At 42.2% G+C, this 13,188-nt stretch carries 17 protein-coding genes; 4 read left to right on the plus strand and 13 right to left on the minus strand.

What is annotated here, in order from left to right; genetic code table 11:
* Window positions 1–25: 25 nt before the first annotated feature.
* On the plus strand, window positions 26–916 hold the full coding sequence (locus tag EKN16_RS18900) for an alpha/beta hydrolase family protein (RefSeq protein ID WP_125660648.1): 891 nt from the start codon (window positions 26–28) through the stop codon (window positions 914–916).
* Window positions 917–1,096: 180 nt separating this feature from the next.
* On the opposite strand, the gene EKN16_RS18905 is transcribed toward EKN16_RS18900, so the two are convergent.
* On the minus strand, window positions 1,097–1,825 hold the full coding sequence (locus tag EKN16_RS18905; protein ID WP_125660650.1) for a glucosamine-6-phosphate deaminase: 729 nt from the start codon (window positions 1,823–1,825) through the stop codon (window positions 1,097–1,099).
* A 28-nt stretch (window positions 1,826–1,853) separates the two neighbouring features.
* Window positions 1,854–3,002 (minus strand): N-acetylglucosamine-6-phosphate deacetylase, encoded by a 1,149-nt coding sequence (gene nagA / locus EKN16_RS18910; RefSeq protein WP_125660653.1) that lies wholly within the window; start codon window positions 3,000–3,002, stop codon window positions 1,854–1,856.
* 137 nt (window positions 3,003–3,139) lie between these two features.
* Here nagA and EKN16_RS18915 point away from each other — a divergent pair, with 137 nt between their 5' ends.
* On the plus strand, window positions 3,140–3,997 hold the full coding sequence (locus EKN16_RS18915) for an AraC family transcriptional regulator (protein WP_125660656.1): 858 nt from the start codon (window positions 3,140–3,142) through the stop codon (window positions 3,995–3,997).
* Window positions 3,998–4,310: 313 nt separating this feature from the next.
* On the opposite strand, the gene EKN16_RS18920 is transcribed toward EKN16_RS18915, so the two are convergent.
* Both EKN16_RS18920 and EKN16_RS18925 read right to left on the minus strand, forming a co-directional pair.
* Window positions 4,311–4,658 carry a LytTR family transcriptional regulator DNA-binding domain-containing protein gene (locus EKN16_RS18920; protein WP_125660659.1) on the minus strand — a complete coding sequence of 116 codons (348 nt, stop codon included), beginning with the start codon at window positions 4,656–4,658 and terminating at the stop codon, window positions 4,311–4,313.
* Window positions 4,659–4,676: 18 nt separating this feature from the next.
* On the minus strand, window positions 4,677–5,126 hold the full coding sequence (locus EKN16_RS18925; RefSeq protein ID WP_125660660.1) for a hypothetical protein: 450 nt from the start codon (window positions 5,124–5,126) through the stop codon (window positions 4,677–4,679).
* Between the two features lie 144 nt (window positions 5,127–5,270).
* Here EKN16_RS18925 and EKN16_RS18930 point away from each other — a divergent pair, with 144 nt between their 5' ends.
* Window positions 5,271–5,471 (plus strand): helix-turn-helix transcriptional regulator, encoded by a 201-nt coding sequence (locus tag EKN16_RS18930; protein ID WP_125660663.1) that lies wholly within the window; start codon window positions 5,271–5,273, stop codon window positions 5,469–5,471.
* Window positions 5,472–5,671: 200 nt separating this feature from the next.
* Here the strand turns inward: EKN16_RS18930 and EKN16_RS18935 are convergent, their stop codons facing one another.
* The 9 genes from EKN16_RS18935 to EKN16_RS18965 form a co-directional block, all read right to left on the minus strand.
* Window positions 5,672–6,067, minus strand: a complete 396-nt coding sequence (locus EKN16_RS18935; RefSeq protein WP_311545940.1) for a (deoxy)nucleoside triphosphate pyrophosphohydrolase — start codon at window positions 6,065–6,067, stop codon at window positions 5,672–5,674.
* A 77-nt stretch (window positions 6,068–6,144) separates the two neighbouring features.
* Entirely contained in the window at window positions 6,145–6,576 is a 432-nt protein-coding gene (locus EKN16_RS18940; RefSeq protein ID WP_232015841.1) for a DUF6232 family protein, read from the minus strand.
* Between the two features lie 29 nt (window positions 6,577–6,605).
* The gene (locus EKN16_RS33080) at window positions 6,606–6,857 is read right to left on the minus strand and encodes a DUF8743 domain-containing protein (RefSeq protein ID WP_232015844.1); all 252 of its coding nucleotides are present in this window, start codon (window positions 6,855–6,857) and stop codon (window positions 6,606–6,608) included.
* On the minus strand, window positions 6,854–7,078 hold the full coding sequence (locus EKN16_RS33085; protein WP_232015846.1) for a DUF8743 domain-containing protein: 225 nt from the start codon (window positions 7,076–7,078) through the stop codon (window positions 6,854–6,856). The genes EKN16_RS33080 and EKN16_RS33085 overlap by 4 nt, the downstream gene beginning before the upstream one ends.
* A 158-nt stretch (window positions 7,079–7,236) precedes the next feature.
* Window positions 7,237–7,359 (minus strand): hypothetical protein, encoded by a 123-nt coding sequence (locus EKN16_RS33510; RefSeq protein ID WP_260182402.1) that lies wholly within the window; start codon window positions 7,357–7,359, stop codon window positions 7,237–7,239.
* Window positions 7,360–7,630: 271 nt separating this feature from the next.
* A complete protein-coding gene (locus tag EKN16_RS18950) occupies window positions 7,631–8,773 on the minus strand; it encodes a DNA-processing protein DprA (protein ID WP_125660671.1) in 1,143 nt (380 codons plus the stop codon).
* A 15-nt stretch (window positions 8,774–8,788) separates the two neighbouring features.
* The gene (locus EKN16_RS18955; protein WP_164522876.1) at window positions 8,789–10,840 is read right to left on the minus strand and encodes a RecQ family ATP-dependent DNA helicase; all 2,052 of its coding nucleotides are present in this window, start codon (window positions 10,838–10,840) and stop codon (window positions 8,789–8,791) included.
* Between the two features lie 936 nt (window positions 10,841–11,776).
* On the minus strand, window positions 11,777–12,136 hold the full coding sequence (locus tag EKN16_RS18960; RefSeq protein ID WP_125660677.1) for a LytTR family transcriptional regulator DNA-binding domain-containing protein: 360 nt from the start codon (window positions 12,134–12,136) through the stop codon (window positions 11,777–11,779).
* A gap of 18 nt (window positions 12,137–12,154) precedes the next feature.
* Window positions 12,155–12,604, minus strand: coding sequence for a HEPN domain-containing protein (locus EKN16_RS18965; RefSeq protein WP_125660679.1), 450 nt, complete (start codon window positions 12,602–12,604; stop codon window positions 12,155–12,157).
* 334 nt (window positions 12,605–12,938) lie between these two features.
* Here EKN16_RS18965 and EKN16_RS18970 point away from each other — a divergent pair, with 334 nt between their 5' ends.
* Window positions 12,939–13,142, plus strand: coding sequence for a helix-turn-helix domain-containing protein (locus EKN16_RS18970; protein WP_125660682.1), 204 nt, complete (start codon window positions 12,939–12,941; stop codon window positions 13,140–13,142).
* Window positions 13,143–13,188: the final 46 nt, after the last annotated feature.

Below are 13,188 nucleotides of genomic sequence, written 5' to 3' on the forward strand. Positions count from 1 at the left end.
AGCTCAAGGAGAGGAAGAGATCAAGATGAACAAAATAGAAGACATTGTTGAAGTATATGCAGGTTGCTGCGAGGTACAAATTACCGACAACGCATTGAGGGTGACCGTTCCCATGATCGTGATGTATCCGACAGATGCACCGGAACAGACTGATAGGATAGGGCCGTACTCGTTGGAGGTGGCCAGAGACGCAGCGCCGCTGGATGGAAAATTTAGGCTAGTCCTCATTTCACACGGTACAGGCGGTTCACCGCTTGTGTACCGGTCGCTCGCTCGGCATTTGGCGCGCAGCGGCTTTATCGTTGGCCTGCTCGAACATCCATTCAATAACCGCAACGATAATAGTTTGGAAGGTACTGTCCAAAACCTCACCTATCGCCCCCGGCACCTTCGCATGGCAGCCGACTGGTTTTTTGAAGATGAGAGGTTTAAGGGGCTTCTCCAGCCGGGAGGCCATTCGGTCATCGGGCATTCCATGGGGGGCTACACCGCGCTTGCAGCAGCTGGCGGCATCCCGACCTCCTTCCCTACTGAGAGCCCGGATGGGAAGCCGCAGCAGATCGATGTTCCTTATGATTCACGCATCCGGTCCCTGATTTTGCTAGCCCCGGCGTCCGTTTGGTTCCGTAATGAGGGAGCATTAAGCAACGTTCGGCTCCCCATTCTCATGTTGGATGCCGAGCAAGACCCTTACACACCTCCTTTTCACGCGCAGATCATCATGAATAGTGTTGCTGAACCGCAAATGATTCGCTATCGGACGGTGGAGAATGCCGGACATTATTCCTTCCTGACTCCTTTCCCAGCTGAGATGATTTCACCAGCCTTTCCCCCCTCGCAAGACCCGCCCGGCTTTGATCGCGTGCAATTTCACGAAACGCTGAAGACTGAAGTAGTAGAGTTTCTGTTGACTTAACATTAGGAACAATCACTTTCCGTCGAAATCAAATGTTAACTAAGAGTTCGATTAACTAATCGTTACGCTAACTGGGGAATGTTAGTTCAATAACAGGCTGAAACAGCAGCGGCAGTCTAAGACTTTATTTTCACGTCTTAGTCCGCCGCTGCTTACTTTATTGGAACAGTGGGCTAATCATCACTTCAATTGGGAAGCGGAAGAAGCGTCCAAATACAACCACCAATCGCTATGGGTATTCAAGATCGAAGCCGGAACCTCGCGGGAAATCTCTTCGTTCAGAGTCTGCTTGATCGCGTTCGCTTTCACTTCGTGGGGAACGCAGGAAATAATAGTGGAACTTTCCATAATTTTTCTTACCGTCATCGTAATCGCCTGAGCAGGGACCTGATCGATGGAGTCGAACCAACCCTCGCCCACCTGCTGTCTTTTGCATGCTTCATCCAATTCGACAATCTTATAAGCTTCAGTTGTATCAAAATCCGCCGGAGGATCGTTGAATGCTATGTGCGCATTTTCTCCGATGCCAATGAGTGCCAGATCGATCGGCAACCGGTTGATTTCTTCCGTTAAATCCGCAATATTTCTTGCGACGTCTCCTTCCCCGTTGACCAAATAAGCTTTCTTAACTGGTGCGTAGGACAGAAACCGTTCGCGCAAATATTTTCGGAAGCTCGCGAGATGCGACTCCGGAAGCCCGACATATTCGTCGAGATGAAACATCTCGACCTTGCTCCAATCCACCTGTTTCTGGGCGAGTGCCTCTAAAAAAGGAAATTGCGATGCGCCGGTGGATAAAATAATCCGGGCGGCTCCTTGTTTCTCGATACATCCGTTGATGATCTCAGCCGCTTTGTCCGCCGCTGTTTTACCCAATTGTTCCGCTGTTTCGGCAACATGTAAATGCATGGTGATCCCTCCATAGTTATCAATTAGATTATCGGGCGTAAACCGAACAACCGGCTACAACCGTCTCCCGTACCGAGATGGCATAAGTTTGTTCATCATAATCAAACAGGGTCAAATGAGCGGGGCAGCCAACTTCGAGACGGCCTAAACTCGAAGCCCCCAAAGCTCTGCTAGGACGAACGGTCACCGCTTCAATCGCTTCCCGGAGATCCATGTCCGTGTAACGGATCGCACCGGTTATTCCCCTGTCCAGCGAGTAAGCAGATCCAGCCAGTATGTCTGGGTTCGCTGCCGTTGACAATCGTCCGTCCTCCCGAAGCTCGACTTCATCCCCGATCAGGCTTTTGTATCGTCCGGGCGGCATACCTCCGAATTTGACGCAGTCGCTGACTAGGATCGCTTTGTCGCGTTTTGCGCGTACCATGGCCTTGATCACGGCGGGCTGCAAATGATGGCCATCCGGGATGAACGTTGCCCATAGCCTGTCTTCCGCTAATTGGCTCCAGATGTAGTTAGGGTGTCTTGGGAGAATCGTATGCGAGCCGTTGCCCAAGTGCGTAGAGATCGTCGCTCCCGCATCAACAGCCGAATTCAATTGTTCATCGCTTGCCATCGTATGGCCAATGCATACGATGATATCGTGTTTCACCGACTTTTCGATAAAAGAGATTGCGCCTTCCGTCTCCGGTGCGATCGTCACCATTCGAATCAGCCCGTCCGCCGCATCCTGAAACCGAAGGAACTCCTCCCAGTCCGGTTTGCGGACATGCTGTTTGGAGTGGGCTCCTCGCGGTCCATCTTCCGCAGAGATATAGGGGCCCTCCAAATGAATGCCGTAAATCGATTCGCGAACGGAAGAATCGGATCTTTTGACGGATGCAATCACCTTAATAGACCTTATGATACGATCGTGATCACCGGTAACGACAGTCGGCAAATATGCGGTAATTCCTTTTGAATGCAGAACCTTGGACACGGCAAGAACATCATCCGAAGTCACCGAGGCGTCGTTAAAATCGAACCCGGCGAATCCATTGACCTGCAAATCGATCCATCCCGGTGAAATCCACGCCATGCCCTCTGCCTCTTCGACCTCGCTTATTTCCGCAATTATGCCGTTATGGGCTGTTTTTTCCACAGCGCAGCCCGTTTCCGTATTCCTACCCCGCCATTTCATCTGCATACTCCTTCCTCGGTTAATCCGATGTACAATCATCCTTCTTCTATCTATCATAAGACAAAATAAGTTTCTTGTATTGGTCAATTTTGCTATAATAACACCAAATATGATTTATTTTGTTATGGAGTGATCAAATGCAGACCGGAGAAATCGAAGCCATCGACTACGGTGAGCAAGAGGGCGATTTTTACATCCAACAAGTGATGCGTACGACTCCTTATGAGAAAACAAGCCATTTCCACGGCAACTATGAGATATACTACCTTCTCTCGGGCCGCCGTAATTATTTTATTAAGGATACCGCCTACACGATTGCAGCCGGCGATCTCTTGTTCATCAACAAGCATGACGTCCACAAAACATCCGTGCTCGGATCCTCTCAGCACGAAAGGATAGTTGTCAATTTCAGCGATTCTTTTCTAGGGTCCGGCCATCCGCTGTTTCGTCCCGAACTGCTGCACGTATTTCGCAGAAACAACCACCTCTACCGGCTGAAGCCGCGGGAGCAATGGTTCGTTGAGGATTCTTTCCGCAATATGATAAGCGAGATCGAACGCAAAGAAGACGGATTCGAATTGTCGATCCGCCTTATCCTTGCGCAGCTTCTGCAATTCGCCTCTCGATTGAAGGATGGTTGTGCAGCGGTAACCGACGACCCGCTAAGTCCAACGCATCGGAAGATCGCCGATGTCGTCAAACACATTAACGCTTGCTACCAAGAAAAGCTTCCTCTTTCGGAGTTGTCTAAAACCTTCGACATGAGCCCCGCTTATCTTAGCCGAACCTTCAAGAAGGTGACCGGCTTTACCCTAGTAAGCTATCATAACTTGATACGCATCCGCGAAGCTCAAAAACTGCTGCAAGAAACGGACAAGAAGGTTGCGGAAATATCGGAAAGAGTCGGCTTCGAACAATTCGCCCATTTTAACCGGACATTCAAGAAGACCGCGGGAATGAATCCCCTGCGTTACCGGAAAATTTTTGTGAAGTGAACATATTACTCTGATTGCTAGGACGGCATCCCTAATTCAAAAAACTACACAGGAATGAAGCTGCTCCAGAATGAAGTTCACCTTGGCCAGCTTCGCCGTCACCTTCTGCATTAAATGGTCTAAGGTTAAGAGACAAAAACGGGAGAGTCTGCGCGACACCTACTAGATTTACTAAGAAAAAAGTGTTCCTTCTCGCTTAAACGCACTAAGAGCTAATTTGAGGGTCTAAGTAGACCTTCAAATTAGCTCTTTTGATTGCAATACTGTTTTGTTGTACCTATCTCGAATAAAAGCTTGGCTATCAGGGGCCAAGCTATGAAGGCTCAACAGACCCTCTTAAAGCTTGAATGATCTCCTGAATAGACTTACTGGACACTGGGATATAAAGGGGCTCTTCATTAGCTTGGAGATTTATCACCTTTAGTTCCGGATCATATAACCAAGCTTTACTCAAATTGACGATTGTTCCACGGTCAACCCGCAAGAAGCCCGCCGAATCCAGCAGAAGAGCCCACTCTTCTACCCGTTGAATAGATTGAAACACCTCATTGCCCGTATGGAATAGAAGACTTCCTTTCCTGTTCGTTTGCATATATAGCACATCCCGGTGGACATCGAGCATGTGAATATTTCCTTTGGTATCTTTCACGGGAATCTGCATAGAGGCTCCTTACTTTTGTTATTTAATAACGGAGCAATAGGGAGCAGAGCTGCCGTCTACGACTTTTGGTGATAAGTGACTTAAGAAGAGATCTATCTGTTCGAAACAAATTCGCACACGCTCCTTAGAGGGCACAGGGGTAATTTCCTTTTCAAAAGAGTGGCATTGCAAGCCAAGAACATTTATGAGCAAATCACTACCTACGTTTACATCAGTGAACAAATGGACATGACTTAGCCAGACATCTGGTCTTTGCGATAACTTGGGAAGAATACCATTCACTTTTAAGTAATACGCTTTGAACATAGCATTCACAGCCATCTCCGAAACGGACTGACATTGCTCGTACATCCCATGATTGAAGAAGATTACAGCCGATTCCATGTAACGCTGGGAGATATCATGCCAGTATTGAGGGTTTAACAGCACGCTATGTGATAATGAACGCCATTCATCCAATCGCTTCATCTTCATAGCCTCTCTTCATTAGCTGCATGCAGCAAGGAGTCGGACTCTCATTGCCTTTACGATATATATTACACGATATATGTATCGTTATAAAGCGTAAATTTATTCGATACCATAAGGGTAAAGCAGTTAGGAGTAATCCCTTTGAAATTAAGTGAAGCCAGAAAAAATAAAAATATAGTCCAAGAAGATTTTTCGCATATGATTGATGTATCTTTAAGGTACTACCAGCGGTTAGAAACCGGGAAGTCAATTCCAACCGTTAAGATAGCTTTACGTATATGCAAAATACTAGAGGTTAGCCCATTTGATATTACTGAGTGGCAGGATGAACTACGGTCGTAATTACATCGCCGGTGGAGGGTCAGTACCAGAAACTCATCGGATATAAAGGGGAACGCAAATAAGAGCGAGACGTTAAGCATTAGCTTATTGTCTCGCTCTTATTATTAATATTTTCATCTAGGGGATTCAACGGTTTGCGATATCTATGTTCTACTGAACAGGTGTGATAAATAATGTTTTTCCCCTTTGAAGTGTTACTACTACTCTTTATTTAGCATATCAACAAATTTAATATCCGCTGGAGCAAATGCATATTCATTTAGTTCATTCCGGTACACCCATCGGTAATCGTCATGATCTATAAGGACAATCTCTCCACTAATGTAGGTTGCTTTGTATGCAAATAAACGAATGTATGTTGGACCATATTGATGATCATTTACACCAAATGACTCATAGGAAACAATCTCGATATTCATTTCCTCTAATAGCTCTCTTCGCAGACAATCTTGCACAGTTTCGTTCTTCTCCAGTTTACCGCCTGGGAACTCCCATAGGCCTTCTTGAGCCTTACCTTCTTTACGTCTAGCGATCAAGATTCGACCTAACTTGTCCTCAATTATAGCTGCCGCTACCTCAATCATTTGCTCCCACATCCTAACATGAGACTCCTAATTCGACTCTTACAACGCTTCTTGCTGGTCTAGCTTGGATAGTATTTTATTAAAAAGGTTCATTCTCTAAATATAATTACATCATTCAGTGCCTTTACCACGCGTTGGATAAAGTTTATGTCTTGATTTTCTATGTTTCTAGTATCTCCTGAAGCAAAAGTCAGTTCTACTCTATGCTCTGGTTTATAGAATATCAAATGTACTATTGCTGCAAGAAAAATTACAAGTCCTGCAAAAATAAAGCAACTAAAAATAAATCTTAAATTTTGTCTATATACTACCGTGTTCGTAATAAATCCGAAGACCATTAATGTCACACCCAAAAGAATAAAGCCAATATTATTACCTTTTTTGCCTTCGGTAACTTTTACGGATTCCAGTAAATTGAGAACATACATCTCATCATTAAATGCCAGGCGTTTACTGGTAATTAAGACTTCATTTTCGTTCAGTAGAATTCTTTCCTCCATTTGATCTCCTTCAAGAGTCATGATTACAAGACTTATTCATGTAGGGATCACTAACTCTCAGTAATCCCCACAATCCTACTGGCCAAATTCACCTGTTCATGATCGAGCTCAACCTTCACCCGTCCAAGCCTTCGCTGCTCACGCCATTGCCTGATATCCTCTTCCGTGTTCAGCTTCAGCTCGGCAATCTCCAATGCGCGGTCGAACACATACTTTGAAGTATAGAGAAGTGTATATATTCCACGTCCTCCAGAGACAATTGGTGTGTCCCGCTTCACCCACTTCTCAACAGTAAATTTCACATATAGCTTCTCCTCGTACCTGGTCTCGCCGGAAGCTCGGTAATCTCACGGCGACGAATCACCTTCCAGTCCTTGATCCTCCCGAACCAGTGGATGCCAGATTCTCTCCCTAGAGATTCGAACTTCTTTACGGATTGATAAAAAGCCATTTGATTTCTTAAAGGATTCATATTCACTGAAGGGAGTTTCTGAATCTCATCACTATGTAAACTTTTTTCCATTTCATCACCCCATGTAATCACTATTATCCAATCCTACTCTAATAGGAATTAGATCCCATTCCTTTTGTTTAATCCAGAAACCCTTTCCAATTTCGACAAATAGAAAGACCCCCGCCTACAGTAGCAGGAGTCTCATCTCAATATTAGTTCTATCTACCTTAATCCACCAGACCGCCAACCTCGACACCCATCGTACCAATGAACTGGCTGTTCAGCAGTTTGAAGTGTACCTTGATTCCATCTCTACGGATCTCGATACCGCCAATGATCGTCCGAAGCATCTTCTGCTTTTGTTGGGCTGAAGCCTGGTTAAAACACCTTGCGCCAGTTTGGAATGTGCCGCTTCAGCGTCTCCAGTTACTTCCGTTCGATAAACTAGACTTCCATAAATATAGAAACCCGAGCGCTTAATGCATTCGGGTTTCCTATAGTTAGGTAAATGTGGCTCCATCACTACGATCTCATCAGCGACACACAGCATTCAACATGTGTTGTCTTCCTGTCCATTTAATTCCTTCAGCGAATCCGTCACTTCTCATTTCTTTTCTTATCCTAATCTTTGGTAACCAGTCCCTCTATGCTAAGTTGTTCAAAATCTTCAGACTTAGGTGTCTGATATGGTTTTTCCGAGTGATATTTTTTCTCAAGCTTAAATTGTGAATCTAACTGGTCTAAAAACAATTTTTCAATCGTTTTTTTATCCATACCTTCTGATTCTGCGCATTCTACTAAGTCCTTTATCTTTTGGTTAATTTTACTCAAGATTTTTGAACTCCCTTGCGTATTAACCTTATAGACATCCTCTAACGATATAAATAACTTTGCTTTTCCATCATTCTTCAGCTTAACTATACCTTCACTGTTACCAATGACATAAAGGGGTGACCATTGCAAGTTTAGATTTTCTTTTACACCTTCCCAAGTTCCACTCGATTTTTCTCCTGATATTCTTGATGATGCAACGAGCACAGCATCAGAAGGTGCATGAATAAATTTATTACGCTGCATCGCATATGATCCAGAAAATGGCGCATCGAGTTTTTGAGTGGACATAATCAAAAGTTGCCCATTCTTAATGTACTCTCGGATTTCACGTTTCTTCACCCATTTTGCTAAGCCATCAGCAGGAAATATAACTGCTTTGCCTCCATTTTGAAGAGTAGAATCCACTGCTGTAGAATCTATCCCTCTTGCACCACCAGATATAATTATAACCCCCTGTGTAGCAGCTTCTCTTGCAATTATCTCTGTTTGTGCCAATTCATCAGAGTTTGCATCCCTAGCACCTACTACTCCCAATGCACGATATGACAAAATTGATGGATCACCAGCATAATAAAAAAACGCGGGAACATATTTTTGAGTTAACTTTTTAATACGTTGAGGCATTTCGGATCGAAACATAATTCCATATCCTTGATGAATAATTTCTTCAAGTTCAAGCATTGAGATTCCGAGTTTTCTTCGCGCCTCAATCTTATTTATTATTTTAGTTTTCTGAGAAGTTGTCGCTTGTGTTAATATATTCAACAATGCAGCTGAGTCCATTGACAACAAAGCTTCTGGCTGAAGTTTATGACAACCTAATGACTTAACAATTGTGTTCCACTCCAAGATAGTCAGTGGAATAGTTCTCGTCTGTGATAGCTGAGCACAAAATAAATATGTTGCTTTTTCATTGTCTGTAAACCGCATATTACTCACCTCACATCAATCACTACCGCTCGTTACAGCTAAAGCGAACGGAGTTACTGAAATATTATCAAATGTCTCTCCGAGTAGTTCAGTTGCCACTGTAAATGTCCATTTAGAGTCAACAAAATCATCCACTAATAATATTTGCTGAGTATTCAAATTCACATCTTTATGTATATACAAATAATCTCGGATTCCTTGCTCTTGATGTCGACTATTAAGTGAAGCCTTTTGCTCAGGTTCATTCGGTCTCTTCGCAAGAATATGTGCGTATTTACATTGTAATGTGTTGGCTAGTCGTTGTGCAAATTCAGGAACTAATTTTTGTCGGCGATTCGATGGAATTGGAATGATTGTTAAGTCAGACACCCGAATTTCTTGATCTCTGAAGAAACGCTTTAGCTTATCAGCCGAAGCTTTAACCAGAACATCTGAGAAATAATTATCAACATACTTGCCTCGACTCGCCTCCTGACCGAGTAGTTCATGATAATAACTCAGAGCAAGTCCATTCTCATGCATAAATAACAATTTCCTATTCGTCACCGCTGATTTTTTTCTTGGTTCGATTATTATAAAGCTCTTCTCAAAAAAATCAGAAACTTTATTAATTTCCTTTTCAACTAATATATCATCTGTCCATTTCCAAAATCCAAGACATGTACTACATTTCCCACATGGATGAGCATTTGGATCATCCAGTGCTTTTGTTAAGAATTCCATTTGACAGTCATTTGTTTTCTGAAAATTAATAAGCTCCTGATAATCGCGCATCTTCATATTTATTACAGAATCATAATATTCTTCTTTAGAAAAATAGGGTTTGATTGTACGAGAATATCGACTTCTTGAATCCTTCATTATTAATCCATCAATTAAGAGAAGTTTTATGATTTGGTCTAATATTGATGGTTTAATATTCATTTCCTGTTCTATTGTGGATTTTTTAACCTCATCGTGATTATCTATAAAATTGAGTACCTGTATAATTTGTTTTTGCTGAGGAAAAGAACTATAAATGAAATACTCATTAATTTTGTTTTCCTCAGCGCCACCATATAGGAGTACACAAAATGCCTTATCTATACCACGTCCTGCTCGACCTATTTGCTGATAATGCTCGATAACAGATTTGGGTGTATAATAATGAAAAACAAAACTAATGTCTTCCTTATCATAGCCCATACCTAAAGCAATCGTTGATACAAGTACTTTGATCTCGTTATTAATTAAGTTAGTTTCAAGAGTAATTTTATCTTCCTCATTAAGATCACTGTGATACGCATTTGCATTAATCGCATTATGACGGAGCCATGCTGCAAGGCGTTCGCATTCTCTAATTGTCGTTGCATAAATTATCCCTGAACCATGAAACTTATTGATATTTTTGGCGATCCATGCGAATTTTTCCTCAGCGGTTGGCAAATATAGCTTATGTAAGTACAGTGACTCACGTTGAAGCTCACCGCGAATGATTTCACAGTCACCTATTTGTTGTGACACATCTGCTATAACCCTTTCATTAGCTGTTGCAGTTGTAGCTAAAACAGAAATGTTTTGGGGTAAAATTTGAAGCAGTTGGTGAATTCTTCGATAATCAGGACGAAAATCATGCCCCCAATCAGAAATACAATGTGCTTCATCTACAACTAATAAACCAACCTTTAATCTAGACAAGAGTTCAATAAAATCTCCAAATTGCAATTGTTCCGGAGTAATAAATAATACATCACATTGACCGTTATTACAGCGGTTAATAACTTTTTCTCTTTCTTCAAACGTTTTATTAATTTGACTATTTATACAATCTGCAACGATACCATAATTCTTAGTACTATCAATTTGGTTCCTTGTCAACGCTAATAACGGACTAATAATAAGAGTTGCCCCATCCCCGATCTGACGCATAATTTTTGTAGCGAGGAAGTAAACTAAACTCTTACCCCAACCTGTCTTCTGAACTACTAGAACCCGTTTTTTATTTATAACATTTTCAATAGCTACATCCTGTCCATCACGAAACGTAGCCTCTGCTCCAAATACCTGTCTTAATGATTCTAAAAGCAAAAGAATCCCACCTTTTTGGTTTATTAGTATCCTAAGACACACTCGACTTGTTCCACGACCAAATTTTACATCTTTCTACATATTTCGCTACATCTTATACATAACCTTCCAAACGAATGTTCTGTTTATATTCTTTGTCTCATTATTTCTAGCTGCACAGTATTAATAAGATTTTAAAATCAAATAGCTGATATCTGTGCATGATGGGTTTTCCTCGCAAGAGACTGATCATGAAGGAGCTGGACACAATCAAATGTGTCCGGCTCTTTCTTTTCCAAATTCCATTGTGGGGTGAGTCAAAATGAACCTGCAATGAAAACTTGAACTCACTTCTGTCCCAAACACACTCAGGGAGCAGCAGAAACAGTAACACGATCCGGCAACTTTAGAACAGCTTCCGGTAGTCACAAAACTTTTAGAAGTAACCAAGCAGCAATCGACAAAGATCAAAGGCATTGGCTTAGGAAAGCATGCGACGCCACTCATTCTGTTCTGGTTCTATATACCTTATACCTGTACCTTCTCTAAATACCAGACCCTAAACTTCTATTCACATCGTACCAATAAACTGACTGATTCACAGTTGAAGTACACCTTGAATTTTATCTCCATGGAAAACGAATTAAACCAACGCCGTCACCTTCTGCATAAAATGGTCTAAGGATAAGAGATTGTTGGTTTGAAATCCTCCGAGATAATCCCAGACATCCCCCCCTTACTACTCCTACCTCAAACTGTTCTTACATGCTCAGTTACAAAAACGGGAGAGTCTGCGCGACACCTACTAGATTTACTAAGAAAAAAGTGTTCCTTCTCACAAACGCACTAAGTGCTAATTTGATGGTCTAAGTGGACCTTCAAATTAGCTCTTTTGATTGCAATACTGTTTTGTTGTACCTATCACGATTAAAAAAGCTTGGCTATCTGGGGGCCAAGCTATGAAGGCTCAACAGGCGGCTCAACAGGCTCTCTTAAAGCTTGAATGATCTCCTGAATAGACTTACTGGACACCGGGAGATAAAGGGGCTCTTCATAAGCTTGGAGGTTTAGCACCTTCAGTTCCGGGTCATATAACCAAGCTTTACTCAAATTGACGATTGTTCCACGATCAACCCGCAAGAAGCCCACCGAATGCAGCAGAAGAGCCCACTCTTCTACCCGTTGAATAGATTGAAACACCTCATTGCCCGTATGGAATAGAAGACTTCCTTTCCTGTTCGTTTGCATATATACCACATCCCGCTCTACATGGAGCATGTGAATATTTCCTTTGGTATCTTTCACGGGAATCTGCATAGAGGCTCCTTACTTTTGTTATTTAATAACGGAGCAATAGAGAGCAGAGCTGCCGTCTACGACTTTTGGTGATAAGTGACTTAAGAAGAGATCTATCTGTTCGAAACAAATTCGCACACGCTCCTTAGAGGGCACACGGGTAATTTCCTGTTCAAAAGAGTGGCATTGCAAGCCAAGAACATTTATGAGCAAATCACTACCTACGTTTACATCAGTGAGCAAATGGACATGACTTATCCAGACATCTGGTCTTTGCGGTAACTTGGGGAGAATACCATTCACCTTTAAGTAATACGCTTTGAGCATAGCGTTCACAGCCATCTCCGCAACGGACTGACATTGCTTGTACATCCCATGATTGAAGAAGATTGCAGCCGATTCCATGTATCGCTGGGAGATATCATGCCAGTATTGAGGATTTAATAGCACGCTATGTGATAATGAACGCCATTCATCCAATCGCTTCATTGTCAAAACCTCTCTTTGATATTCGTATGCAGCAAGGAATCTTCAAGGTACTACCGGAAATTAGAACATTTAATTACTAAAATCATTGTTATATATCAAACGGATAATGAATTACTGCCCGCCATGTTCGGACGATCGCCCAAGCGAAGGTACCCCTTCAAACGTAGTATCCTTATATATAAATCACTCTCATATATTTTCTCCTCCCTACTAAGAGCATTTACATGCATTTTAGTAATTATAATACATGTATTTTAATTAGCCAAATATATTTACTTATTTAAATTTCACGTATTAGCTACTATGAGGGAAAGAGACTAGGAGTTGTTTTCCTTTGAAAATAAGTGAAGCCAGGAAAAATAAAGGTATTAGCCAAGAAAAACTGAGCCGTGCTATTAATGTGTCTCTAAAGCACTTTCAAAATATTGAGCATGGAATGACCACTCCCACAGTGAACATCGCCTTGCATATTTGCGAGATATTAGAAGTTGATCCGAGAGAAATTGATGAATGGAAGGACAGACGTGATCCTGTCTAAAACCTCTGTTTTTTTCAAATGGTAGTTAGTGTTTCTGAAGCTCACG

The organism is Paenibacillus baekrokdamisoli (assembly GCF_003945345.1).
Taxonomy (GTDB): Bacteria; Bacillota; Bacilli; order Paenibacillales; family Paenibacillaceae; genus Paenibacillus_Z; species Paenibacillus_Z baekrokdamisoli.

Excerpts from the sequence above, each read along its gene's own strand:
- EKN16_RS18900 (WP_125660648.1), top strand. The coding sequence starts at position 26 with ATGAACAAAATAGAAGACATTGTTGAAGTATATGCAGGTTGCTGCGAG.
- EKN16_RS18905 (WP_125660650.1), bottom strand. The coding sequence starts at position 1,825 with ATGCATTTACATGTTGCCGAAACAGCGGAACAATTGGGTAAAACAGCG.
- nagA (WP_125660653.1), bottom strand. The coding sequence starts at position 3,002 with ATGAAATGGCGGGGTAGGAATACGGAAACGGGCTGCGCTGTGGAAAAA.
- EKN16_RS18915 (WP_125660656.1), top strand. The coding sequence starts at position 3,140 with ATGCAGACCGGAGAAATCGAAGCCATCGACTACGGTGAGCAAGAGGGC.
- EKN16_RS18920 (WP_125660659.1), bottom strand. The coding sequence starts at position 4,658 with ATGCAGATTCCCGTGAAAGATACCAAAGGAAATATTCACATGCTCGAT.
- EKN16_RS18925 (WP_125660660.1), bottom strand. The coding sequence starts at position 5,126 with ATGAAGCGATTGGATGAATGGCGTTCATTATCACATAGCGTGCTGTTA.
- EKN16_RS18935 (WP_311545940.1), bottom strand. The coding sequence starts at position 6,067 with ATGTGGGAGCAAATGATTGAGGTAGCGGCAGCTATAATTGAGGACAAG.
- EKN16_RS18940 (WP_232015841.1), bottom strand. The coding sequence starts at position 6,576 with ATGACTCTTGAAGGAGATCAAATGGAGGAAAGAATTCTACTGAACGAA.
- EKN16_RS33085 (WP_232015846.1), bottom strand. The coding sequence starts at position 7,078 with ATGGAAAAAAGTTTACATAGTGATGAGATTCAGAAACTCCCTTCAGTG.
- EKN16_RS33510 (WP_260182402.1), bottom strand. The coding sequence starts at position 7,359 with ATGCTTCGGACGATCATTGGCGGTATCGAGATCCGTAGAGATGGAATC.
- EKN16_RS18950 (WP_125660671.1), bottom strand. The coding sequence starts at position 8,773 with ATGCGGTTTACAGACAATGAAAAAGCAACATATTTATTTTGTGCTCAG.
- EKN16_RS18960 (WP_125660677.1), bottom strand. The coding sequence starts at position 12,136 with ATGCAGATTCCCGTGAAAGATACCAAAGGAAATATTCACATGCTCCAT.
- EKN16_RS18965 (WP_125660679.1), bottom strand. The coding sequence starts at position 12,604 with ATGAAGCGATTGGATGAATGGCGTTCATTATCACATAGCGTGCTATTA.